Source organism: Chryseobacterium sp. PvR013 (assembly GCF_017833095.1).
Lineage (GTDB): Bacteria > Bacteroidota > Bacteroidia > Flavobacteriales > Weeksellaceae > Chryseobacterium > Chryseobacterium culicis_A.
The window spans coordinates 2,557,921-2,581,689 of the sequence record NZ_JAFIBT010000001.1 but is presented as its reverse complement, the minus strand read 5'-3'; the positions used below and the strand labels follow the sequence as shown (position 1 = coordinate 2,581,689).

Below are 23,769 nucleotides of genomic sequence, written 5' to 3'. Positions count from 1 at the left end.
ATTAATAACTACCTTTATCAGGAAGTTTCACAACTTTATTTTTAATAATTTAAATTATATTATGAAAAATTTTATCTTAGGGTTAGCAGTTTTAAGTACAGTTATGATGAAAGCACAAACCCAGATTATTGCCCATAGAGGATATTTCCAGGCTCAGCCTCCTACAACGGAGAATTCACTTCAATCATTAGAGAATGCCCAGAAATTAAAAATATATGGGTCTGAATTTGATGTAAGGATGACAAAAGATGGTGTATTGGTCATCAACCATGATGAGCACCACGGTAAAATGGAAATTTCAGAAATGAACTTCAAAGAATTGGAAGCATTGAAATTATCCAACGGAGAAAACTTTCCTACGTTAAAAGATTATTTAAAGCAAGGAAAAAAAGACAAATCTCTGAAGCTTATTGTTGAGATCAAACCAGCCAAGACTCCTGAAATTGAAAATGAGATCACGCAGAAAACAATCAAAATGATCAAAGATATGAAGCTGGAATCTCAGAGTGAGTTTATTTCATTCAGCCTTAATATCTGTAAAGAGATCAAAAAATTAGCTCCATCATTTAAAGTTCAGTACCTGAACGGAGAACTGTCTCCTGAGCAGATCAAAAAAGAAGGACTGGATGGGATGGATTACCACTACAGCGTTTTCCAGAAAAACCCTACATGGATTGCTGAAGCAAAAGGATTAGGATTAACCACGAATGCCTGGACAGTAAACGATGTTGCTGTTTATGATGAATTAAAAAAACAGGGAATCGGATTCGTAACCACCAATATTCCTGATCAGTTAAAGAATAAATAACCGTTGGAAATTTCTCACAAAGAGTACAACCGAAGGATGAAACATTCCCCTCCTCCGGAGGGGTGGCAAAAATTCAAAGAATTTTTGACGGGGTGGTTTAACGAAATTTTTTAATCATCTCAACAGATAACCAATAATTTACACAGTCTGCCCTTTCAAAGAGGCAGACTGTTTCTTTTTACAGCCTAAGCTCTTCTTTTTAGTGATTGTAAAAGAAGGAGTATCACTAAGATGATGTTTATTTATTGTAAATCAGTTAATTGTGTTTGTTTTGTATTATTATCTCAAGGAAAGACAATAAAGATACATAAATACCGCTGGAGACAGGTATTAAAAATAATTAATTGATTAATTTCTTGATAATTAGTTATTTGTGTAATGTTATTAAGGTTGGATTAATATATGGTTTAATTATTTTTTAAGAAACGTTAAAATTGTGTTAAGACCATCCTTGTAATGTCGTTTTAATTTTGCGCAAACAAAAAGAAATGCGTAAAGAGACACAAAAACTGCTGGTTTTGTCGCTGTTAGGATGTATCAGTGTCAACCTGGCAGCTCAGCAGAAAGTAAAAAAAGATACCGTTAAAGGTCTTGATGAGGTAGTGGTTACTGCTTTGGGGATTAAAAGGCATGACAGAGCTTTGGGATATGTTGCGGAAAAAGTAGATGCCAAAACATTTGAAGAAACCCAGAACAACAACTGGGCACAATCCATGGAAGGAAAAGTGGCGGGTCTTAAAATTCAGACTGCAGGTGCAGGACCGCTTGGGACTTCCAGAATTACGTTGAGAGGTGAAAAATCCATTATGATGGATCATAACTACGCGCTGATCGTTGTGGATGGTGTTCCATTGGGAAATTCTACTACAGGTTCCGGTACGGCAGCGTATGGAGCGGGTTCTGGAGGTGATGTTCCGATTGATCTTGGAAATGGACTGAACAGCATCAATCCCGATGATATTGAATCTGTAACGGTTTTAAAAGGTGCTTCTGCTGCCGCATTATACGGATCACGTGCTGCCAACGGAGCATTAATGATTACCACAAAATCCGGAAAAACAAAAAACGGAAAACTGAGAGTAGCCTTCAATTCTTCCTCCAGCTTTGATTCCGTATTAAAGTGGCCGGACTGGCAGTATGAATACGGGCAGGGAACTCTCGCAACCAATACAGCAGGAAATTTTTACTACTCTTATGGTCTTTCCCCGGATGGCCCAAGTACGGGTGGTACAAGTAGTGCTTTCGGACCTAAATTTGCCGGACAGTATTACTTCCAATACGATCCTAATGTAATGGGACAAAGTAAGGAAAGACAATTGTGGAGACCTTACGAAAATAATATCAAAGGTTTCTGGAGAACAGGTTCTACCTATTCCAACAGTATTTCCGTAGAAAGCTCCAACGAGAAAACAAGCTTCAGATCTTCACTTACCTACCTTAATAACGAGTGGATGATGCCGAATACAGGCTTTGACAGATTCAATTTCGCCTTATCTTTTGCACATCAGCTAACTAAAAAATTAAAAATCTCTACAAAATTTGCCTATAACACTACTTCCAGTGACAACCTTCCTGCGACGGGATACAACAACCAGTCAATTTCTTATTTCATGATCTTCCAAAATCCCAATGTGGATTTGGAATGGTATAAACCGATCTGGAAACCAGGACAGGAACAGGTTGATCAAATCCATCCTTTCAGCTCCTTTATTGACAATCCTTATATGATCGCTTACGAAATGTTGAATGGGGTCAGAAAAAAGACCATTACAGGAAACATTACAGCAGATTATCAATTTAATAAAAATTTCAGTTTAATGCTGAGGTCAGGTATTGAAATTCTGAATGAAAAAAGAACAACCAAAAGACCATGGAGTTCTGCAAATTACCTGAAAGGTTTCTACAGAGAACAGTTCATCAAAAATCAGGAATATAACAATGACGTTTTATTCTCTTACAAAGGAGATTGGAATAAATTCAGTATTTCTGCCTCAGCAGGAGGAAGTATCCGTTATAATGAATACCTGATGACAGATTATCAGGCAATCGGATTGAAAACGGCCGGAGAATACAGCCTTACCAATGCACTTTCTATTCCGGTTAAATATCCGGCACCAAGAGACAAACATGTAGACAGTGTTTATGGATTATTAACGCTGGGATATGACAATAAAATATTTGTGGACGTTACCGGAAGAAATGACTGGAGTTCTACGCTTCCAAAACAAAACAGATCTTTCTTTTATCCTTCAGTAAGTACCAGTTTCATTCTTTCAGACATTTTTAATCTGAAAAGTAATAACCTGAACTTATGGAAGCTAAGAGCTTCATGGGCGAAAGTAGGAATAGACAGTGATCCTTATCTTTTGGATAACTACTATACAGCAAGTAATATCACTGGAAGTGTAATAGCGCCTACAACTTTTAATAATCCTTCCCTTAAACCTGAAAAAAATACCAATATAGAAGCCGGTATGGATTTCAGCCTTTTCAAAAACAGATTGAACCTTAATCTTACCGCTTACCAGAATTTCAGTGAAAACCAGATTGTCCCGGTATCATTACCCACTGAAACCGGATATTCCAAAAGGATAATCAATGCCGGAAAAATCCGAAACAGAGGTCTTGAACTTTCAGCCGATATCTTAGCGGTAAAAAGCAAAGACTTCTCCTGGAAAGTAGGGGGAAACTGGTCTACCAACGAAAACAGAGTGATGACGTTACCTGAAGGATTTGATGGTATCGTTTCCAATGTGGGAGATGTGGTATTCTATAAAATGGAAGTAGGAGGTTCGCTGGGAGATATGTATGGATTTAAATTATTAAGAACTCCGGACGGAAAAGTAATTTATGGAGACAACGGACTTCCGGGAAGACCTGCAGATATTGAAAAAGTAGGAAATGCCTTCCCGAAATGGAGAGCTGGTCTTCAGAATGATTTCAGAATTAAAAACTTTACCATCAGTTTCTCATTTGACGGACAATATGGTGGTATCGCTTATTCACAGTCACATCACAAAATGTCCGAGCAAGGTAAGCTGAAATCCACACTTCCGGGAAGAGACAATCCAGGTGGAATGATTGTGGGAGACGGTGTTGTTCAGAATCCTGACGGATCTTTCAGCCCGAATATAAAAGGAGTACTGGTATCTTCTTATTATGGAGATTATTATAGAAGAGCCAATGTAGAAACCAACAGCTTCAGTACAGATTTTATTAAACTGAGAGCTGCCAGAATTGCCTATTCTTTCCCGAAAGAAACCATAAAATCTATAGGTCTGGATGATCTTACGATTGCCATTTTCGGAAAGAACCTGTGGATGTGGACAAAGTTCCCGCTTTTTGATCCTGAAGTCGCTACGCTGGATAATGCAACCATTACTCCGGGAGTGGAAATGGGGCAGCTTCCAACCGCAAGAACCGTTGGATTTCAGTTAAATCTTAAATTCTAAAATCTTTAAAAATGAAAAAAATAATCATACATCTGACATTGGTCGCTTCTGTTTTCATGCTTCAGTCCTGTGACAGAACATTCGATGAAATGAATACAGATACCAGTAAGGTTAAAAATCCGTCAGTAGGAAGTCTTCTTGCTCCCATCCAGTATGAAATGGGAAGCTATGGCTATAACAGAGCCGATGATTTTACTTTTGATATCATGCAGATCGCTTTAGACTTTCCCAATGAAGGAAATTCCTACAGCAGATACTATATGGATGAAAAAAGTGGAAATGGTTACTGGAATACTTCTTACAGATGGCTTAAGCAGGTCAGTGACCTGAAAAAATATGCAGCCAAAGAACAGAATAATAATTACCTGGCTATTTCAATGGTTCTGAATGCGTGGATTGCCTCCAATCTTACTGATGCTTTCGGTGATATACCTTTATCTGAAGCAGTGAGAGTTGAAGAAAATATTTTGAAACCAAAATATGATAAGCAAAAAGAGATCTATATCCAGCTGTTAAATGATCTGAAAACAGCCAATTCACTATTCAATACCAACCAGGCATTAGCGGAAACAGATTTGTTTTACAATGCCAATACCAACAGCCAGACCGGTATCTTAGGATGGAAAAAATTCTGTAACTCCTTATCATTAAGATTACTGACCAGAATTCTAAGCAGAAACGGAGAAGTGAATGTGTATGAAAGAATTCAGGAAATTGTCAATAATCCTGCTCAATACCCTATTTTCCAGAATAATACAGACAGTGCTGTACTGCCACTTTCGGGAATATCCCCATACTTACCACCAATTGCCCGCCCTCAGGATTTTACTGCTTACAGAGCAGCAGGCGAGTTTTTTGTAAATGCGATGAAAGATAATAACGACCCAAGGCTGAGCATGTTTTTTACGAAAGCGAAGGCCACATCGGGAGAAGATCTTGGTTATAAAGGAGCTCCATCGGGATATGCTTTGGGAACCGCTTTCAACTATCAGCCTTCTAACCTTAACCAAAATCTTGCAAAAGCACCTTTAAAAATTTTAATCATGACCTATTCTGAAGTTCAGTTTATTCTGGCAGAATTGGTGAACAAAGGAATCATCGCAGGAAACCAGCAGACCTACTACGAAACCGGAGTAAAGTCAATTATTGAACAATGGGGAGCAACAGTTCCTGCCAATTATTTCAGTAATACCAAAGTGGCTTATGACGGCTCTCTGGAAAAAATTATGCTTCAGAAATACATTTCCCTGTTTTTTGTAGACCATCAGCAATGGTATGAATACAGACGTACAAAACTGCCTGTGCTTCCTAATAACGGAGGTCTTCAGAACGGAGGGCAGATGCCTGTGAGATTCATGTATCCTACCGCTACAAAAGTGATGAATACGGATAATTATAATGCCGCTGTACAATCCATGGGAGGAGACAATATCAATGTCAAAATGTGGTGGAATAAATAATTTGAGATTTAAAGATTAAAATAATTTAAAAATTAAAATATCATGAGTATCAATATAAAATTTTTAATGCCTTGTGTATTGGGTTCAGCAATGGCGTTTTCACAAGCTTCTGTTTCCGGATATGTATACGAAGACAGCAATAAAAATCAAAAGAAAGAAAACCGCGAAAAAGGAATTGAAGGTGTAGCCGTTTCCAATGGTGTTCAGGTAGTTCTTACGGATAAAAATGGACGATACAGCCTGCCGGTTCAGGAAGATCAGACTATTTTTGTGATCAAACCTTCAGGATATCAGACCGCTTTGAATGCGAATAACTTACCTCAGTTTTATTACCATCATAAACCCAAAGGTTCTCCGGCGGATTTCAAATACAAAGGCGTTGCTCCTACAGGAGATCTTCCCAAAGAATTGAGCTTTCCGCTTTATAAACAAAATGAAAACAAAAATTTTGATATTCTTGTTTTCGGTGATCCACAGCCTTACACAGAAAAAGAACTGGATTACTTCAAAAGAGGAATTGTAAATGAAGTGAAGAGCACCAAGAAAAATGCTGTGTTGGGAATCAGTCTGGGAGATTTGGTAGGAGACAATCTAAGCCTTCAGAAGCCTTATGCAGATGTGATGAAAGAAGTCGGGCTGCCTTGGTATAATGTAATGGGAAATCATGATATGAACTATGATGCGAAGGAAGATAACCTTTCCGATGAAACATTCGAGTCTAATTTTGGTCCTGCTAATTACTCTTTCAACTATGGTAATGTACATTTCATCATTCTGGATGATATTCTTTATCCGGATCCGAGAGATGGAAAAGGATATTGGGGAGGATTCCGTGAAGATCAACTCCAGTTCATTGAAAACGATCTGAAACTGGTTGATAAGAATAAGCTGATCGTTATTTCTTTCCATATTCCGTTGGAGCATAAAAATGAAGACAGCTTCAGAAATGCGGACCGTCAGAAATTATTTGATTTCTTACATCCTTTCCAGAGTGTATTGCTTTTGTCAGCACATACCCATATCCAACAACAGATTTTCTATGGAAAAAAAGCAGGCTGGAACGGTATTAAAGAATTACACGAATATAACGTAGGAACTACTTGTGGCGATTGGTATTCAGGAACACCGGATGATGCCGGACTTCCTACTTCAACGATGAGAGACGGAACAGCCAAAGGATATTCATTCATCAGCTTTACAGACAATCAATATAAAGTTAAATACAAAACAGCCGGAAAACCGGAAGACTATCAAATTAAATTATATATTCCAAAAGTGATTCCTTCTTCAAGAACATCAGCAAAAATATTGGCTAATTTCTTTATGGGAAGCAAAAAAGACAAAGTAGAATACAGAATCGATGGCGGTAAATGGGAAGAAATGGAATATGATGAAACCATAGACCCGAATTTTGCCCTTTCTGTTTTCAAATGGGATTCTACGGAGAACATTCTTCCGGGAAGAAGACCTTCCAATCCTGAAATGTCAAAGCATATCTGGGAAGCAGACTTTCCTAAAAAATTATCATTAGGAAAGCACAAAGTTGAGGTGAAAGCTGTAGACATGTACGGAAATGAATTCTCATCTTCAGAAGAGTTTGAAGTGCAGAATTCAATTCAGATTCCTTAAGCTTTTTATTTTTTTTACTATACCTTTTTTAGATTTTGAAGCCGATCCAACAGATCGGCTTCTATTTTTGCTGAAGTTCTTGGAAACCACAAAAGCCACAAAAGGTTATTAATGGTTAGAATAATTTAAAAGTGTAATGATCCTGCATAAAAGTTTATATAAAATGAAATCTACGATTTTCATAAAACTTAAGTGTACTTCTTATACTTAAAGCTAATAGCTTAAAAAACTTAAGTGTCTAAAAACTTTTGTGACTTTTGTGGTTTAAGAAAATATAAGTTTTAATTGCCCTTCCCAATCATTAAAAAACTATTAAATCCGTGTTTTCACCATTTCATAAAAATGTTCTTTCGTAACTTTGTATAAAGAAAAGTATTACTACTATGAATATAAACGGAAAAAATGCCATCGTAACAGGTGGTGGAAGAGGATTAGGAAAAGCTGTAGCATTAGCTTTGGCCAATGAAGGAGTAAACGTTGCCATTACAGGAAGAAATGAGGAAAACCTAAAAATGACGGTTGAAGAGATCAAAAAACTGGGCGTAAACTCAGCATACGCAGTTTTTTCTGTAGACAATGAAATTCAGGTAAAAGCGGGAATAGAATCTTTAGCAGAACAATTGGGAGGTATTGATATCCTGATCAACAATGCCGGAATCGGAGACTTCGGAAGTATCGAAGAAATGCCTTCTGAAACATGGGAGCAGGTGATTAAAACGAATCTGTTTGGGGTATATTATGCAGCCAAAGCAGTTCATCCATTTATGAAAGCTAAAGGGGAAGGTGATATTGTAAACGTAGCTTCCACAGCAGGTCTTAAAGGAGGTCCGAATATGTCAGCATACGCCGCTTCAAAAGCAGCTGTAGTATCTCTTTCTCAATCTATGATGGCAGAATGGAGAAAACAAAATATCCGTGTGATCACTTTGACTCCAAGTACCATTGCTTCAGATATGAGCATCCAGGGTGGACTTACAGACGGAAATCCTGATAAAGTATTACAGCCGGAAGACTTTGCAGAATGGGTTAGAGATATCCTGAAAATGAACAGAAGAGCGCTGATTGCAAACGGTTCTATTTTCTCTACAAATCCTTAAGAGTTTAAAAATTTAAAGTTCAAGGTTTAAAGTTTACAGTTGTCAGCAAAGAACTGTTAATCTTCCATGAACAATAAAATTCAATAGGAGCGGGCTTTAGCCCGCTTCTTCTTTTTCCAATCTTAGTGGCTTTAGCCAAAACTTACAATTTCTCTGAAATTCAAAAATCTGTGTCATCTGTGCCATCCGTGGGATAAAAAATCATAACTTAAACTTTCCATATCATATTCATTAATAGAAGCGGGCTTTAGCCCGCTTTCTTTTTTACGTTTCTATTTAGGCTTTAGCCCAAACCTGGAATTTCTTGCATTTCAAAAAATCTGGGAATTTATTTCCAGGTCTCTAATGATAGGTTTTGGCTAAAGCCAATGGTATTGTAATAATTTTGTAGACGGGCTAAAGCCCGCCCCTATTGAATATATGATGGGCAATAATCTGTGCAATCTGTGGGATAAAAATTCCACAAATAAAACTTTCCTATCTTATCCCTTCAAAAAAAATAAAAATCCCCGGTTTCAGCCAAAAATCACAACTTCATTTTTTTAACCGTAATAACATTAGTATTTTTGCAGCAAATTAGTCACATGCAAAATTATTTAGAATTCAATTTCAAAATTTCTCCATTACAGCCTTGGAATGAGATTTTAATGGCGGAACTTATAGAAATAGGTTTCGACAGCTTTACAGAAGAAATTGACGGAATTTTAGGATATATTCAGACAGATTTGTTTCAGGAAGAGCAGTTGAAAGCACTTCCGATCTTTGAAAACGAAAATGTAAAAATTGAATATTCTTTCGAAGAAATGCCGAATATCAATTGGAATGAAGAATGGGAAAAGAATTTTTCTCCCATCAATATTGATGATAAGGTATTGATCAGAGCAGAGTTCCATGAATCTGTACCAGGAATGCATGAAATTATCATTCAGCCTAAAATGTCTTTTGGAACCGGGCATCACCCTACCACCCATTTGATGATCCAGCAAATGATGGATATTGATTTTAATGGTAAAAAAGTATTGGATATGGGATGCGGAACTTCTGTATTGGCTATTTATGCAAAACAGCAGGGAGCAGGCGATACAAAAGCCATTGATATTGATGAGTGGTCTGTGGAAAATTCAAAAGAAAATGCTGCAAGAAACAATGTAGAATTGGATATTGAACAAGGAACTGCCGAAAACTTAGGAAAAGAGAATTATGATATTATCCTGGCCAATATCAACAGAAATATCCTTATTTCAGATATCCCGACTTATGTTTCAGTATTGAACAACAGAGGAAAACTATTGCTTTCAGGATTATGTTTCTTTGATGTGGATGATATTCTGGAAGTATGCAAAGAAAGCGGCCTTGAACTTAAAAAGAAATTACAGCGTGAAGAATGGGTAAGTCTTCTGCTTGAAAAATAACACACAAAAAACAAAATACGAATATGAAAACTTTATGGACAGCTTTATTTTTACTGATGCTGCAGTTTTTTACCGCGCAGGAAAATGAAGTATATGCAGATGGAATCTTTGGTTTTGAAGAAAATAAAACGCAGAAAATCTTTACAGACTGGACCCGCGTGAGGTTGGATCCGGGAGTCAATGCTCAGATTATAGACTCATTGCAGGCCAACCAGCAGATCATGATTCTTAAAAAAGAAGATGGGGTTTTAAAGCTGGGCGAAAGAGCTGCTAATTGGTATAAAATCTCTTATCAGAAGGGAGAAAATACAATGGAAGGATATATCTGGGGTGGCAATCTTTCTGTAGGATATCGTAACAAAAATGGCTATGATTTCCTTTTTGGGCTTTCCAAAACGATAGACAGGAAGAATAAAGAATATAATGAGATCCAAAAACAGAATATTGCCGGAATAAAGGTAATGGAAGGAAATACACTCATTGATGAGGTGTATTTTGATACAGGAAGAGGAGAAGAACTGAGTTCAGCATCTTTCAATGTTGAAAGCAATCACAAGCTTCAAAATGTAGAATTCACTCTTAAGGCAATGGTTTCTGGAGAAGCCTGCGGAATTGCAAGCTACGATCAGTATGTTCTTTTTAAAGATAAAAAACTGATTACACTTCCACAATTAACGAACGTAGGGGACGCAGGAGCTTTTTATCACAGTGAAGAATATGTTTTTCCGAATGATAAAGGAGGAATTCCCAACGCATTTATCCTAAAAGTGGAAGATATGGAAGTGGATGAAAAAGACAGAGAGAAAAAGAAAAGCGCTTCCAAAACTTATCTTTGGAACGGAAGTTCCTATAAACTGAAATAATAGTCTGTATTTCCAATAAATTAAACCGTTGTATCCACAGCGGTTTTTTTGTATAAAGATGGGAAGACTCTTTTACAGTTGGAAAAAATCGAATACATTTAGAAGATAAAAAAGCAAATGGACATACTTGAAGATTTACTTCCCATTCTATTTTCAGTTTTTGTAGGCGGTATCATTGGAATTGAAAGAGAATACCAGTTGAAGTCAGCCGGATTACGAACCATGATTCTGGTGACACTGGGAGCCTGTATTTTTACCATGCTATCCATGAGTTTGGGCGGACCCGGAAGTCCTGACCGTATTGCTGCCAATATTATCACAGGAATAGGATTCGTTGGAGCGGGAGTTATTTTTAAAGAAGAAAACAGGGTTTCTGGTCTTACAACTGCGGTTACCATTTGGATTTGTGCTTCTCTGGGTATGACAATAGGAGCCGGATATTATCAGGAAGCGATTATAGGTTCTGTAGTTGTTTTTCTGTTGCTTATTATGTTCAAATATGTTCAGGATATTATTGACAGAATAAGTGTGCGTTATACCTATCAGATTACACTTCCTTATGAAGATGGAGTAGTGGAGAAATATGAGTCCATTTTCAAAGAACATGGCCTGAAATCGATCCGAGGAAAACAGGTAAGAAGCGGAGAAAAATACACTATTATCTGGCGTGTTCAGGGAGCAGCAAGAAAACACGAAGTTTGTACCAAAATCTTACTTAACGATCTGTCCATTGAAGAATTCCGATTTTAATTTAATATTAAAATAAATCCATCCTATCTGCAAACATCTGTGAAAATCCGTGCAATCTGTGGGAAAAAACAGATTCAAAAAATCATTTAAAAACAAAAAATAGGACTGGAATAATCCAATCCTACCCAAACATGATTAAGTGTATAGTTGAGCCATCAATGGCTATAAGGAATTAAAGCACAAAAAGATTTTTATTGATCCTTAATCAATGTTCCTTACTACTAATTAAACTAACTAAGTGACCTTTCGGCAACGTTTACCATGTAAAAGTAGCGTGTCTTCTCATCCATTGACGTAAAAGATAAACTGATTCAGCGAAATAGATCCATGAAACGGAATTTTAATCCAATGAAACGGATAGGGAAGAGGGAAATTGTTTTCTGCTTTTGTTAATTTTTGTTTTGCTGTACGATCCAGTCATTAGCCTTAGTAACATCCATTCTTTCATATTACATTCGCCATATGTTGTTTAAGACCTGAAAATGCTTTGTTATGAGCGCTTATTTCCGGCATTCCTTGTCTGAACCCGATGATAACATAAATAACCGGAATTTGGTAGTGTTTTGCGGCTTTAATAACCTTTTTAACGTTTGAGACCACCTGTTCAGGATCAGTTAAGCTGCTTACTATTGACGACTGCATGTCCATCACCAACAATGCTGTTTTTGTATTTTCCATTTTAATTATACTTTATTGATGAATTGTTCCTCCGATTCTTCCAAGAGCTGGGGATTGACAGCTTCAGTCTTATTTTTCTTAAACAATAAACGTCTAAAGACAATCACAATTAAAATTCCTGAAATCCCTTCCAGTAATAATGTTTTGGGTGCTCCTATTTTCTCGGAGATAAATCCAATAAGTACACTTCCCAAAGGCAGCATTCCAAATATAGCGGTCAATAAGATGCTTATTGCTCTTGAACGCATTTCAGGAATCACTTCAGACTGCACAATAATGTTACATGTGGTAAATTGCGCCACACCTCCCAATCCCGTTAATGCTGCAAAGAACATGGACCAGTAGAAATTGGTAGCATAAGAAAAACATATCAGCCCAATACTCAGAATAGCTGTACTCAGAATCAGAATGTTTCTCATAGAGGCTCCTTTCTTCAGTGAAGCCAGAAATACAGTTCCGAGTACCGCTCCAATCCCAATGAAGCTTGAAATATAACCGAATGTTTTAGCATCCCCTTTAAAAATTTCCTTTGCATAAACAGGAATTAAAGTATCGTAGGGTAAGATCAACAGACCTGTAATACTCAGCATAATGATGACCAGACTGATAGAAGGTTCTTTTTTCAGGTATCTGAAACCCTCTGCCAGTTCTGTGAAAGTTCCTTTTTTAGTCGGTTTTTTAGGGATGATTTTTATTTTCATCAGCGAAATGGAAAGCATTACTGCGGCAAAGCTGGCTGCATTAATGAGAAAACAGGTTCCGGCTCCGAACTTTTGAAGGATAATTCCGGACAGGGCAGGACCTGCCAGTTTTGCAATACTTGCCATGGCTGCACTTAGAGAAAGGGCGCTGGGAAGATCTTCATCATCTGTTACCACTTCATTGATCATAGCCTGCCTTGCCGGAATATCATAGGCATTGATAATTCCGAGGAAAACACTAAGTACAATAAAGCTCCAGATATTCTGATGTCCGGTCATTACCAGGAATGCCAGTAAAGATGCCTGAATTAATGATAAAATTTGAGTGATCTGTATAATTTTATAGCGATTGTACCGGTCTGCAGCCACACCACCAAAAGCTGAAAATAAAAATGAAGGGAATTGTTCTGCAAAAATGGTGAGCCCCAGCATAAAAGCAGACTGCGTCATGCTGTATACAACCCATACCACGGCTGTACGCTGCATCCATGTCCCAAATTGTGAGACAGAACGCCCGAAAAAATACAAAGTATAATTGGTGCTTTTGAAAGCCCGGAATGTACTGATATTACTTAGTTTGTTCATTTTTTTTGAAATAGACTATTTGACAAATAATGTAAAAGTGTCAAAATTTGGATAAAAAATTTTAACTGATATGCTTAATAACCATAGAAGTCAAAGTATTCACGGTATTGTGTAAGCTTTCAAAATTGTTTTTTAGGCTCATTTCACGCCTTATTCCTCTGATACTGCTCTGTAGAATGAAGATTATGGTTTCCTGCTCTTCAATGGCAACTTCCGGAATTGAACCTTTGGTAATGCCTGTTGAAAATAAATTGAGCAGAAGATTTCTTTCCGCTTCCATCATTCGGTTGTGGGCATCGGTAATATGCTTTGATTTTTCTTCATGATCCATTCCTGCTTCAATAGCTCTGAAAAATGAAGATCTTTCTTCTGAGGTCTTCACTTTAGCAAGACAAAACTCCTGAATCTTTCCTTCGAAAGTTCTTTTCTTCCTCATCCTGGAATCAATCTCAGAAATCACTTCTTTGATCAGGTTTTCCAGAACAGCCTGGAACACTTCCTCACGATTTTTATAATAGTAATAAATTGATGTTCTGCTTTTACCAACTGCTTTTGAAATGTCATCCATTGTCACTTTCTTTAAACCATACTTCAGATACAGCCCTGAAGCGGTATCCAGTATTTGTTGGGAAAGCTGATCTTGTTCTGTGTGAGATGACATTGTCTGAAAATTGTCTGAAATACGAGTACAAAAATAAAATATTTTTGACAAAAAAAACAAATTTTGTCAAATTGTATAGTAGGATATTTCAATAAACGTAAGGGTAAAAACAAAAAAGACTCACTGTTTCCAGTAAGTCTTTAAGTGAGCGCGAAAGGATTCGAACCTTTGCCGTCCCGATTATAAATCGGGATGCTCTATTTTGTGAGCTATAAAAAGATTTTTGATTAAGAGTAAACACAAAAAAAGACTCACTGTTTCCAGTAAGTCTTTAAGTGAGCGCGAAAGGATTCGAACCTTTGACCGTCTGCTTAGAAGGCAGATGCTCTATCCAGCTGAGCTACGCACCCATTGAGTAATTTTGAGAAAACTACTAAAACAGTCGGGGCGGCAGGATTCGAACCTGCGACCTCCTGGTCCCAAACCAGGCGCGATGACCGGACTACGCTACGCCCCGAGGGTGTCATCAGTAACGATATTTACTTCGTTTTTGCGGTTGCAAAGGTACAATACTTTTTCAAATAAAAAAATAAAATGAAGAATAATTTTAAATTAATTTTTCGTGAAAACTTTTTTGTTACCTTTACCAGACTAATAACCATTGACTTATCTTGTTTTAAAAATGATGAAAAAATTTTCATTTTTTTTCTCCTTTATTTCATTTTTAAGACCTGAACCGTTTGTTTATGGGAGTTCGTTTTTAAGATAACAGGAAATGAAAAAAGAAGAATTTTATCAAATTTATATCCCCGTATTGGAAAAGGCTTTTCAAAATGATTCCATTAATTTGGGTTTTTATGTGAAATCTCCAGAAAATTATCTGGATGATGAACTTGCTGGTAAAGTTGAACAATACTTAGAAGAGCATGAAGATACATTTCTTGAAAAAGTTGCTTATTATTTTGATGCAAAATCTCACAACTTTCCTTCTGTGCAAGGAGTTAAAATTGATTTATATAAAGCTGACCTGGTAGATGAAATGGTAAAGATTAAAAAAAGTTTTTGATTCATTGAAACAGAATCCTATTATCATGAAATATAAAAATATATATGTAAAAGTTGAATATAATTTTTTGCTGTTGGTTTGCCTTTTGGTCATATTATCTTCCTGCTGTGAAAATCAAAAACTTATTAAGCATGAAATTGCTAATGTGTCAATGAGCTTGCCTGAATCATTTATCATTAAGAAAGAACCGGCCGAAGACTCAAAAGTATTTAGTATCAATACCGGAAATAATAAGCGTATAGGTTATATTTATTATGGTGATTATAAGCCATTTGAGGAAGATTCTTTTTTCATTACTGATGATAAAGAATTATATGAAAAATATAAAAACAGAGAGTTAAAAGCTTATTTCTCAAAAAATACTGAAAGAGATAGTAAAAATGGTATTTTTAATGTTAATTATTATTACTACGATACAATCAATAAATACAGAGCACAAATTATGATGCCGAAAAAAGCAAATAAAGGACTTATCGGGATCCATTTTGACAGCGTAGATATTTACAAAAATAAAATGGCAATTATTGTGAATGATTTGAGTGAAGAAAATAAAGAACTGTTTTTAAAGGTCTTTAAAAGTATTAAAATCAATTCTGCTCAGCATTAATGTTGATAAAAAAATAAAATACAAAGTGATCATTACTCAATTACATATACTAGACTGGTACGATGATATTATAACATCAGTTACTTTATTTGAAAATGATGTGTATGTTTTTAATTGCATTCAAAAAGATTTTAATAATGGAGAGAAAACATATTACTGTGTAAAAATAGATGAAATATCATCTCAGCAAATTCGGGATGTAATAGAGAAAAAGAAACTTACTACAAGTGATTGGAATATTATCAATTTGATTTTTGAAAAGAATAATAAAAATGACCATGTTTTTTTACTGAAAACAGAATCATTATCCATTGGCTCTGATATTATTTTTAAGAAAATAAAAAAAACGGATATCAGATCTATTAAGCTTCCTTTTGATATTTCAACTTTACATACTACAGCAAAATAATAATGAAGGATATATTTGAGTTTAAAATTGTGATTCATGAAAATCTGCCGGATACTTTTATTATCGAAAAATTTATTGTTTTTCTTGAAGAGCGTTCGGTGTATTGGGGTGGAGGCGGTTCTGATAATCAAATAAACGGAAGTCTATATACTGATGAGAATGTGATGATTACTATTAATGATTTTATAAAAGAGTTTGTTACATTTTTCATCAATCTTAAAATTGAGATCAGTAAAATTGAAATTAATATTGAAGATTATTATTTTCACTCTTTTGAATATGATGATTTTGTGAAGACCCATTTATCATTGCCTATACACATTAGCCGTTGGAAGATATAAAAAGCCAAAGTATATAAGCATTTATCGAAAATTCCACTAAATTTTTATGAAAAAATATACAGATACCAATACCTATTACCTGTCAAATTTTTTAAGCAGCGATGAGGTGCATTATGAAAATCTTTGGTTGTTTTATAGTCGTGGAGACAGATTTCAGCTGGGTGATTTTTTTCATGATCAAAAAAAAGTTTATTCTTTTTTATGGGAATATGGAGATGCAGATATTTTAATGAAAATTGATGAATGGAAAAGAGCTTTCAGGAGAAATAATATTGAAATTTTACAGGAATCTAAGTTTCATAGCCGGAACTACTTGTCATCTGGACAAAAGGTATATCTGGACTGCCTTGAAACCGATTTTATCACTTCTGATGAAAAATTTAATGACATTACAGCGTATGATATCGGACAACGCTTTGTTCAAATTGTGACAGATGAAGATATTTCTTTTGAAGATTTCGACTTAAGTTTTCTGGAATTGTCTGATAAAGTGGATACGTTTAAAGCTTTAATCAGGATTTTAGATATAAATGGTATCTGCGCATTAATCTTAAATGGCTATCATCACCGTGGAGAATTGCTTAAAGTCTGTATTGTTAAAAATGATGAGGCATGTTTGGAAACAGCAGAGATTTTACCTTTACCTATCTTTGAAAATACTTATGTTGCGATGCCATTTAATTGGTGAAGGTAAAGTTTTTCTTATATAAGTATTTGATCTTACAATATTTTGTACTTTAAAAATGTTCATCATCATTTGATAAGAGCTATATTTATGACTAATTCTAAGTAAGTGATGAAAAAAGTATTTATTGTTCTGTTTTTTTTGTTAGGTATTACAATAGTTTTTGGACAAGCGGCTATTGGAAATACTCAATATGAAAAATTACAAACCTTTTTAAAAAAAGATAGTTTAGCATTTCAACAGTTTTTAATTGCTAAAAAGTGTTTTTGCAGAGAGAATTTTTTGACTCTTGATGAGCTTAGATTGGGAAAAAAATCTAATAATTCAACTAAAGATTTATATGAATTATTTCAACCGTTAAAAAAAGAAGGGTATTTATTCTTTGTAGCCATTGATGTTCAAAAACTAGCCTCATTTTTTAATCGTAAATTGATCAATGAATATGCTTCAAGTAGAGGACGTATGAGTGATGATGTGAATAGAATTGATCATAAAAATATAATATGTGAAACCATTTCTTCACAAACTAAATATAACTATAGTGAATACGTTAGTTTCATTAATAATTTAGATAATTATGCCATCCCAATGAATAAAGGAACGGCTTTTCTTAAAGAGGAAACATATTTGGATGAGTTATACTATTATTATCCCGGTAAAATAGAAAGGTGGTATAACTTTGGCGATGTTCATAAAATCATGGATGTTGAATAATGCTGCAGGGTCTTGCTCTTTGCGGAAAAAATAAAACAAAAGCTTTTAAAGCTAAAACCTCGCAAAATGTGAGGTTTTTGTATTAACAAGAACCGCTAATTCCTATCTTTGCCGCATGAAAAGATTAATGTTGATGTATGTACTTTTCCCTGTATTTCTATTCTCACAGACTACCGGAAAAGTGATCAAAATTTCAGACGGAGATACCATTACTTTATTGTTAAAAGGAAACCTACAAAAAAAGCTCAGACTGGCCGAAGTTGATTGTCCGGAAAGTGGGCAGGCCTTCGGGAAAAATGCGAAACAATTCACTTCAGCTCAGGTATTTGGGAAAACGGTAAGTTTTGTGGAAACGAATACGGACCGCTATGGAAGATCCATTGCAAAAGTGTATTATGATGACGGAAAATACCTTTCCAAAGAGCTTATCAAAGCAGGGATGGGATGGTGGTATTTTTCCTATTCAAAAGATGCTTCATTGGGGAAAATTCAGGAAAATGCCAAAAGTAAAAAGATGGGTCTTTGGCAGGATATTAATGCCGTTGCTCCATGGGATTACCGTAAAATGAAACGTGAGCTTAGGAATAATAAGAAAATTGAGGCTGCTAAAACCGGAACAAAAGCAAAAGCTGTGGCGTAAATATTCGGTCATGAAGCTGGAAGTTATTCAGTGGAAGATAAGGATGATTTTGTGAAAACTTATCGAGTTGAATATGCTTTGTTTTTTTTAAAAGACAACACAAAAAGTAAAGTAACCGTTCTTGAAATTCGATATGAAAAGGATTTTAATTCAAAATATTTCTTCCATTTAGCTTAAAAAAACATAGAGGAAAAACATTGGCTGGGTGTTGTAATTGGTTGTTTTATAGTGTTTTGTAATTACTCGTACTTCTTTTAAGAATAATCCGTACTCATTTTTTAAGATCAATAAGACAGAATACGTTTATTCGGTCGCATAGGTTTTTTTACTTTTTCAAATTTGTATCGAAATAATTGTTAAACATTAAACAACGATACAATGAAAAACTCATTCACACTTTTAGCGGTTCTATTATTAATCAGCACTTTTTCTTTCGGACAGAATTTTTCGCAAAAGATAGATTCTATTATAAAAGATAATTATCAGAAAAATCCGGATGTGGGAATCAGTGTTGGTTTTATCAGTAATAATAAAGAATATTACACAGCATATGGCAAACTGAGCAAAGAAAGTTCAATGAATATAGACAAGAGTTCCTTATTCGAAATTGCTTCTATTACAAAAATTCTGACTTCAAATTTAATAGCACAAGCTGTTATCGATAAGAAATTAAAACTGGAGGATTATATTGACAATTACCTGCCAAAAGGGTATCATCTCCATGAAAATCTTAAGAATAAAATTAAAATTTCGGATCTGGCTTCTCATCAGTCAGGCTTACCTGATATAGATTTTGGGAAGTTGATAGAACTGAATCCTCAGCAGCCGGTAAGTAGTGTTACTGAAGAGTCATTAATCTCTATGATCAATAACTGCAGTGAGCTTATTGACTATGGCAAGTACCGCTATTCTACAATGGGCTATACATTACTGGGGCAGATATTGGAAAAGGTTTATGGCAAGAGCTATGATGAAATCATTCATAAAAAAATAATCGGTCCTTTGAAAATGACGAATACCTTTACAAAAGAATTCAATGTAAAAAATAAAACAACAGGTTACAATCCCAATGGTGGAGCTCAGGAGTTTTTCAAATGGAATATTACTGCATCCGCCGGATTGGTTAAATCCAATGCTTCTAATATGGTTACGTATCTGAGAGCGATTCTTACGAAAGGAAATCCAGTTTCAAATGCCGCGTTAATTACAGAAAACATCTATTATAAAGATGAAAAAAGAGAAATGGGCTTAGGGCTTAACATCAGTACGGATGACCAGAATACAATCTATTTAAAGTCTGGCGATTCCATGGGAGAATCTTCAATCATCTGCTACAACAGAGCTAAAAATTGGGGATTTATCATCCTTCTGAATAAAAGAGACTCTAAAATGAGACAAAACCTGTTGAATGAAATCTACGAGAAAGTCTTGAAGTAAACAGGAAAAAAATCATAATACATGAAACTAAAAACCTCACAATTTTGTTGTGAGGTTTTTAAATTTATATCTAAGGTTTAGATTTTATTTAAGGATTAGATTTCACTGCATCATACATCATAGAGTTTTTCTGCTGATCAGTATAATCGTATTTGTAATGGTAGAATGAGGATTCCCAGTCTCCATACCCTACATTGGGAATAATAATGAATTTTTTACCAAAATCATCAGCTGAATTTTTCACGGCAGCAGAACGATCTGTTTCTGATTTTTTATCAAATATATCTGAGAAATCAGCAAGGTTATCGCCTAGCAGCAAAACAATATTGTAATTTTTAGCAATATCTTTTCGTCGGTTTTCTTTACTGCTTTCTTTTGATCTTAAGATAAGGCTGGCATCGCTTTGAAGCGGGAAATTATATTTTTTTAAATTCTTCAAAGTTCCTTCGCGCTCCGCTTCGGCACGGTTGGTCACATAAAAAACCTGAATTCCCTTACTGGCTGCATACTGATAAAATTTTTGAGAACCTGTAAGTGGGGTAGCAATACCTTTTGCAGTCCATTCTTCCCATGTTTTCTGGTCATAATTCTTTCCCATTTTTGAGCGCTCCACAGCGTAATAAGAATTGTCTAAAAAGGTCTCATCAATATCGGAAACGATGGCTAAAGGTTTGTCGGATTTCTGCGCTAACGCTTCATCCAAACGGAGGGTCGCAATATTATAAGCCTGAAGACATAATGCTTCATATTCAGCAGCTCTTTGCTGGTAAAAAGCTGCATATATTTTTCCGTCACGTCCAAGGTTTTGATAAGGTGTATCCTGGATGGAATTTTTTGAAACCGGTGCTGCTGTTGTACACGATATAACTGAAGCCAACAAACAGTTTGCGATAATGAGATTTAAATTTTTCATTGAATTTGAATAGGAAGAACAAAATTATGACAATTTGATTGTATGACAAGGATTTTTGGGAAGTAAAAAAAGGAGACCGGTAACAAAAACAGACCAGCCTCCTAAAAATCAAATATATCTTTTAAAATTATTTTATCTTTTATTCTCCTTTAAAATCAGGGTTTCTTTTTTCTATAAATGCGCCAATACCTTCCTGATGATCTTTCGTGTCGAATAATTCCCCGAATAAAGCTGCCTCCTGTTGCAAACCTTCTGTAATAGGTAAATCTACACCTGTGTTCAACGATTGTTTTGCTTTCGCTATGGCTACCGGACCTCTTGAGGCTATTGTTGCCGCTAATTTCCGGGCTTCATTCCATAATTCTGCAGGAGCAATCACACGGTTTACAAAACCTAATTCTTTACAGGCTTCTGCTGAGTAAAATTCGCCGGAAAATACCATTTCTCTTGCTTTGTACAATCCAATTGCTCTCGGTAAGCGTTGTGTTCCTCCAAAACAGGGTAATAATCCAAGCGTTACTTCCGGTAATCCGAATTTTGCTTTTTCACTTGCCAGAATGAGGTCACAGGACAAAGCCAGTTCACATCCGCCACCTAACGCAAAACCGTTGACCGCTGCGATCACTGCAAATGGTAATGCTTCAATGGAATTGAAAGCGGCTTGAGCCATGGTAGAAAAATCTGTAGCTTCTTGGGGCGTCATCCCTTGCATTGCTTTGATGTCAGCTCCCGCAACAAAAGCTTTTTCCCCGGATCCGGTAATGATTAAAACACGAATGTCTTTGTGGGATCGGATCTGTTCTGCAAATGATTTCAGTTCTTTTAAAACAGTTTCATTCAAAGCATTTAAAGCTTCAGGGCGGTTAATGGTTAAGGTACCAATATATCCTTCCTGTTGGTATAATAATGTTTCAAAATTCATGATTACTGATGTTTGTTTAAGAATTGAATAATACTTGAAAAATCGCTGGTACCATTTCCGGCTTCACTCCAGATTCTATACAGATTTAAAGCGGCGTTTCCCAATGGAGTTGAGGTTCTGGTTTCCAGTCCTGCTTCTGCAGCCAATCCCAAATCTTTTGTCATTAAATCTACGGCAAAACCTCCCGAATAGGCTCTTGATGAAGGGGTATTTTCCATCACTCCCGGATAGGGATTATATACTTCCAGCGACCAGTTTCTACCGGAGCTTTTCTGCATGATCTCACTTAATATTTTAGGTTCTAAACCGTGACGGACTCCTAAATTGATGGCTTCAGAAGTACCGATCATATGGATGGCTAAAAGCATATTGTTACAAATCTTTGCCACCTGTCCCGCACCGGAGTCTCCTGCATGAAAAATATTCTGTCCCATACATTTTAGAATAGGTCTTGCCTTTTCATAGTCTTTGGTTTGGCCGCCTACAATAAAGGTTAATGTTCCTGCCTGTGCTCCTGCAGTACCGCCGGAAACGGGAGCATCAATCATTTTACATCCTTTTGAAGCGGCCAGCTCAGCAACAGAACGGGCGGTCACTGCATCAATAGTACTGCTGTCAATGATTAATGTATCAGGTTTCAATTGGCTGATGAATTCTTCAGAATAAAGTTCTGCAACATGTTTGCCTGATGGAAGCATTGAGATGACCACATCAGCATCCTTAGCAGCTGTTATAGCTGAATCTGAGGTTTGTCCGCCTGCAGAAAGCAGTGCTTCTAAAGCGGAATGGGAAAGATCAAATCCGATAACGTGATGACCTTTCTTTACAAGGTTGATGGCCATAGGCCCACCCATATTTCCTAATCCTATAAATGCTATATTTGACATATTTAATCTTTTTTTCCTAAGTTTTTTAATGGATGTTTTTCATGAGCCCAAAGCGGAGTAAAATAGCTGTCTACCCATTCTTTGGTAATATCATGTAAGGTAGCAGGCTGCCATTTCGGGGAAAGGTCTTTATCTACCAGCAATGCTCTTACACCTTCTGCGAAATCAGGATGAATGCAGCATTGGCAGGAAAGATTTAATTCAGATTGAAAAACTTCTTCAAGGCTTAGATTTTCACCTTCTTTCAATTGTCTGAAAATGATGTGTGCTGAACTTGGAGAGCCTGTTTCAAAGCTTTTTATTCCTGTATTGATCCATTCGTCCTTATCCGGATGCTGTATCAAAATTTCTCTGAACTCTTCTAAAGAATTTGCCCCTTCAAACTGTGCGATGAATGAATGATGTATCTGTGCCTGTGATTCGGGTGTGGAGGTTTCTTTAGATATATTTTCCAGAATTGCAGAAACTGTCTGATGGTTATTTCCATTCCATTGGGCATGATCAAGAGCATCTAATAAAGCCACTTTTGAACTGGAAGAAATATAGTAATCTGCCAGCCCTAAAAACTTACAGTCGGCTCCATCTAATCTTGCCCCCGTTAATCCTAGATAAATTCCATAAGCAGAAGGCATTTTATTTAAAAACCAGGTACCGCCAACATCGGGATATAAGCCAATAGTAATTTCTGGCATTGCCAGTTTGCTTCTTTCAGTAACAATACGATGAGAGGCTCCCACCATAATTCCGATTCCGCCACCCATTACAATTCCGTGTCCCCAAACAATGACAGGCTTCGGATAGGTATGAATGAGGTAATCTACCTGGTATTCCTTTGAAAAGAAATCGAAACACTGCTGAGGGACTTTTGTACCGTCAATGCTTTGCTGCTCTATAATGGCATCATGTAGTTTTCTTACGTCTCCTCCGGCACAGAGCGCTTTTTCACCTGCTCCCTGAAGAAATATACAGGCGACTTCACCAGAGATCTTCCAGTATTCCAGAACAGCTTTCAGTTCTTCAATCATTTCTAATGAAAGCGAATTGAGTGTTTTTTCGGAATTCAGGGTGATGATCCCGACTTTATTTTTTATTTCTGTTAGTATTAAACTCAT

Annotated in this window: 23 protein-coding genes and 2 tRNA genes; 16 read left to right on the top strand and 9 right to left on the bottom strand. The window is 36.1% G+C overall.

Going from position 1 to position 23,769, the window contains the following annotated elements:
- The first annotated feature begins 61 nt into the window (after positions 1-61).
- The 8 genes from JOE44_RS11650 (at position 62) to JOE44_RS11615 (ending at position 11,471) form a co-directional block, all read left to right on the top strand.
- Positions 62-808: a glycerophosphodiester phosphodiesterase family protein gene (locus JOE44_RS11650; RefSeq protein ID WP_209785720.1), complete on the top strand. Its 747-nt coding sequence runs from the start codon at positions 62-64 to the stop codon at positions 806-808.
- A 488-nt stretch (positions 809-1,296) separates the two neighbouring features.
- On the top strand, positions 1,297-4,260 hold the full coding sequence (locus tag JOE44_RS11645; RefSeq protein ID WP_209785719.1) for a SusC/RagA family TonB-linked outer membrane protein: 2,964 nt from the start codon (positions 1,297-1,299) through the stop codon (positions 4,258-4,260).
- Positions 4,261-4,271: 11 nt separating this feature from the next.
- On the top strand, positions 4,272-5,720 hold the full coding sequence (locus JOE44_RS11640; protein WP_209785718.1) for a SusD/RagB family nutrient-binding outer membrane lipoprotein: 1,449 nt from the start codon (positions 4,272-4,274) through the stop codon (positions 5,718-5,720).
- 66 nt (positions 5,721-5,786) lie between these two features.
- Positions 5,787-7,349 carry a calcineurin-like phosphoesterase C-terminal domain-containing protein gene (locus JOE44_RS11635; RefSeq protein ID WP_209789176.1) on the top strand — a complete coding sequence of 521 codons (1,563 nt, stop codon included), beginning with the start codon at positions 5,787-5,789 and terminating at the stop codon, positions 7,347-7,349.
- Between the two features lie 383 nt (positions 7,350-7,732).
- Complete coding sequence (locus JOE44_RS11630) at positions 7,733-8,446, top strand: 3-ketoacyl-ACP reductase (protein ID WP_209785717.1); 714 nt, start codon at positions 7,733-7,735, stop codon at positions 8,444-8,446.
- 584 nt (positions 8,447-9,030) lie between these two features.
- Entirely contained in the window at positions 9,031-9,858 is an 828-nt protein-coding gene (gene prmA / locus JOE44_RS11625; protein WP_209785716.1) for a 50S ribosomal protein L11 methyltransferase, read from the top strand.
- 23 nt (positions 9,859-9,881) lie between these two features.
- On the top strand, positions 9,882-10,721 hold the full coding sequence (locus tag JOE44_RS11620; RefSeq protein ID WP_209785715.1) for an SH3 domain-containing protein: 840 nt from the start codon (positions 9,882-9,884) through the stop codon (positions 10,719-10,721).
- A 117-nt stretch (positions 10,722-10,838) separates the two neighbouring features.
- Positions 10,839-11,471, top strand: a complete 633-nt coding sequence (locus JOE44_RS11615) for an MgtC/SapB family protein (protein ID WP_209785714.1) — start codon at positions 10,839-10,841, stop codon at positions 11,469-11,471.
- A gap of 444 nt (positions 11,472-11,915) precedes the next feature.
- Here JOE44_RS11615 and JOE44_RS11610 read toward each other — a convergent pair whose 3' ends face one another.
- The 5 genes from JOE44_RS11610 to JOE44_RS11590 form a co-directional block, all read right to left on the bottom strand.
- Entirely contained in the window at positions 11,916-12,149 is a 234-nt protein-coding gene (locus tag JOE44_RS11610; protein ID WP_209785713.1) for an isochorismatase family protein, read from the bottom strand.
- 5 nt (positions 12,150-12,154) lie between these two features.
- A complete protein-coding gene (locus JOE44_RS11605) occupies positions 12,155-13,435 on the bottom strand; it encodes an MFS transporter (protein WP_209785712.1) in 1,281 nt (426 codons plus the stop codon).
- Positions 13,436-13,496: 61 nt separating this feature from the next.
- Complete coding sequence (locus tag JOE44_RS11600) at positions 13,497-14,096, bottom strand: TetR/AcrR family transcriptional regulator (protein WP_209785711.1); 600 nt, start codon at positions 14,094-14,096, stop codon at positions 13,497-13,499.
- Between the two features lie 276 nt (positions 14,097-14,372).
- Positions 14,373-14,446 (bottom strand) — tRNA-Arg (locus JOE44_RS11595).
- A gap of 32 nt (positions 14,447-14,478) precedes the next feature.
- Positions 14,479-14,553, bottom strand: a tRNA-Pro gene (locus tag JOE44_RS11590).
- Positions 14,554-14,811: 258 nt separating this feature from the next.
- Here JOE44_RS11590 and JOE44_RS11585 point away from each other — a divergent pair.
- The 8 genes from JOE44_RS11585 to JOE44_RS11550 all read left to right on the top strand — a co-directional run bounded on the left by JOE44_RS11585 (position 14,812) and on the right by JOE44_RS11550 (position 19,935).
- Positions 14,812-15,102, top strand: coding sequence for a hypothetical protein (locus JOE44_RS11585; protein ID WP_209785710.1), 291 nt, complete (start codon positions 14,812-14,814; stop codon positions 15,100-15,102).
- 25 nt (positions 15,103-15,127) lie between these two features.
- Positions 15,128-15,709 carry a hypothetical protein gene (locus tag JOE44_RS11580; RefSeq protein WP_209785709.1) on the top strand — a complete coding sequence of 194 codons (582 nt, stop codon included), beginning with the start codon at positions 15,128-15,130 and terminating at the stop codon, positions 15,707-15,709.
- A 25-nt stretch (positions 15,710-15,734) separates the two neighbouring features.
- Positions 15,735-16,118: a hypothetical protein gene (locus tag JOE44_RS11575; protein WP_209785708.1), complete on the top strand. Its 384-nt coding sequence runs from the start codon at positions 15,735-15,737 to the stop codon at positions 16,116-16,118.
- A 2-nt stretch (positions 16,119-16,120) separates the two neighbouring features.
- Entirely contained in the window at positions 16,121-16,459 is a 339-nt protein-coding gene (locus JOE44_RS11570) for a hypothetical protein (protein ID WP_209785707.1), read from the top strand.
- Between the two features lie 46 nt (positions 16,460-16,505).
- A complete protein-coding gene (locus JOE44_RS11565) occupies positions 16,506-17,147 on the top strand; it encodes a hypothetical protein (RefSeq protein WP_209785706.1) in 642 nt (213 codons plus the stop codon).
- Positions 17,148-17,255: 108 nt separating this feature from the next.
- Positions 17,256-17,858 carry a hypothetical protein gene (locus tag JOE44_RS11560; RefSeq protein WP_209785705.1) on the top strand — a complete coding sequence of 201 codons (603 nt, stop codon included), beginning with the start codon at positions 17,256-17,258 and terminating at the stop codon, positions 17,856-17,858.
- A gap of 115 nt (positions 17,859-17,973) precedes the next feature.
- Entirely contained in the window at positions 17,974-18,498 is a 525-nt protein-coding gene (locus JOE44_RS11555; RefSeq protein ID WP_209785704.1) for a thermonuclease family protein, read from the top strand.
- Positions 18,499-18,876: 378 nt separating this feature from the next.
- Entirely contained in the window at positions 18,877-19,935 is a 1,059-nt protein-coding gene (locus JOE44_RS11550) for a serine hydrolase domain-containing protein (RefSeq protein ID WP_209785703.1), read from the top strand.
- An 88-nt stretch (positions 19,936-20,023) separates the two neighbouring features.
- On the opposite strand, the gene JOE44_RS11545 is transcribed toward JOE44_RS11550, so the two are convergent.
- The 4 genes from JOE44_RS11545 to JOE44_RS11530 all read right to left on the bottom strand — a co-directional run bounded on the left by JOE44_RS11545 (position 20,024) and on the right by JOE44_RS11530 (position 23,769).
- Positions 20,024-20,848, bottom strand: coding sequence for a 5'-nucleotidase, lipoprotein e(P4) family (locus JOE44_RS11545; RefSeq protein ID WP_209785702.1), 825 nt, complete (start codon positions 20,846-20,848; stop codon positions 20,024-20,026).
- A gap of 139 nt (positions 20,849-20,987) precedes the next feature.
- Positions 20,988-21,770 (bottom strand): enoyl-CoA hydratase-related protein, encoded by a 783-nt coding sequence (locus JOE44_RS11540; RefSeq protein WP_209785701.1) that lies wholly within the window; start codon positions 21,768-21,770, stop codon positions 20,988-20,990.
- Positions 21,771-21,772: 2 nt separating this feature from the next.
- Positions 21,773-22,657, bottom strand: coding sequence for a 3-hydroxyisobutyrate dehydrogenase (gene mmsB / locus JOE44_RS11535; RefSeq protein ID WP_209785700.1), 885 nt, complete (start codon positions 22,655-22,657; stop codon positions 21,773-21,775).
- Positions 22,658-22,659: 2 nt separating this feature from the next.
- A complete protein-coding gene (locus JOE44_RS11530; protein ID WP_209785699.1) occupies positions 22,660-23,769 on the bottom strand; it encodes an enoyl-CoA hydratase/isomerase family protein in 1,110 nt (369 codons plus the stop codon).

Bases quoted from the DNA above. Each gene is read 5' to 3' on its own strand.
- JOE44_RS11650 (WP_209785720.1), top strand. From the start codon at position 62: ATGAAAAATTTTATCTTAGGGTTAGCAGTTTTAAGTACAGTTATGATG.
- JOE44_RS11645 (WP_209785719.1), top strand. From the start codon at position 1,297: ATGCGTAAAGAGACACAAAAACTGCTGGTTTTGTCGCTGTTAGGATGT.
- JOE44_RS11640 (WP_209785718.1), top strand. From the start codon at position 4,272: ATGAAAAAAATAATCATACATCTGACATTGGTCGCTTCTGTTTTCATG.
- JOE44_RS11635 (WP_209789176.1), top strand. From the start codon at position 5,787: ATGCCTTGTGTATTGGGTTCAGCAATGGCGTTTTCACAAGCTTCTGTT.
- JOE44_RS11630 (WP_209785717.1), top strand. From the start codon at position 7,733: ATGAATATAAACGGAAAAAATGCCATCGTAACAGGTGGTGGAAGAGGA.
- prmA (WP_209785716.1), top strand. From the start codon at position 9,031: ATGCAAAATTATTTAGAATTCAATTTCAAAATTTCTCCATTACAGCCT.
- JOE44_RS11620 (WP_209785715.1), top strand. From the start codon at position 9,882: ATGAAAACTTTATGGACAGCTTTATTTTTACTGATGCTGCAGTTTTTT.
- JOE44_RS11615 (WP_209785714.1), top strand. From the start codon at position 10,839: ATGGACATACTTGAAGATTTACTTCCCATTCTATTTTCAGTTTTTGTA.
- JOE44_RS11610 (WP_209785713.1), bottom strand. From the start codon at position 12,149: ATGGAAAATACAAAAACAGCATTGTTGGTGATGGACATGCAGTCGTCA.
- JOE44_RS11605 (WP_209785712.1), bottom strand. From the start codon at position 13,435: ATGAACAAACTAAGTAATATCAGTACATTCCGGGCTTTCAAAAGCACC.
- JOE44_RS11600 (WP_209785711.1), bottom strand. From the start codon at position 14,096: ATGTCATCTCACACAGAACAAGATCAGCTTTCCCAACAAATACTGGAT.
- JOE44_RS11585 (WP_209785710.1), top strand. From the start codon at position 14,812: ATGAAAAAAGAAGAATTTTATCAAATTTATATCCCCGTATTGGAAAAG.
- JOE44_RS11580 (WP_209785709.1), top strand. From the start codon at position 15,128: ATGAAATATAAAAATATATATGTAAAAGTTGAATATAATTTTTTGCTG.
- JOE44_RS11570 (WP_209785707.1), top strand. From the start codon at position 16,121: ATGAAGGATATATTTGAGTTTAAAATTGTGATTCATGAAAATCTGCCG.
- JOE44_RS11565 (WP_209785706.1), top strand. From the start codon at position 16,506: ATGAAAAAATATACAGATACCAATACCTATTACCTGTCAAATTTTTTA.
- JOE44_RS11560 (WP_209785705.1), top strand. From the start codon at position 17,256: ATGAAAAAAGTATTTATTGTTCTGTTTTTTTTGTTAGGTATTACAATA.
- JOE44_RS11555 (WP_209785704.1), top strand. From the start codon at position 17,974: ATGAAAAGATTAATGTTGATGTATGTACTTTTCCCTGTATTTCTATTC.
- JOE44_RS11550 (WP_209785703.1), top strand. From the start codon at position 18,877: ATGAAAAACTCATTCACACTTTTAGCGGTTCTATTATTAATCAGCACT.
- JOE44_RS11545 (WP_209785702.1), bottom strand. From the start codon at position 20,848: ATGAAAAATTTAAATCTCATTATCGCAAACTGTTTGTTGGCTTCAGTT.
- JOE44_RS11540 (WP_209785701.1), bottom strand. From the start codon at position 21,770: ATGAATTTTGAAACATTATTATACCAACAGGAAGGATATATTGGTACC.
- mmsB (WP_209785700.1), bottom strand. From the start codon at position 22,657: ATGTCAAATATAGCATTTATAGGATTAGGAAATATGGGTGGGCCTATG.
- JOE44_RS11530 (WP_209785699.1), bottom strand. From the start codon at position 23,769: ATGAGTTTAATACTAACAGAAATAAAAAATAAAGTCGGGATCATCACC.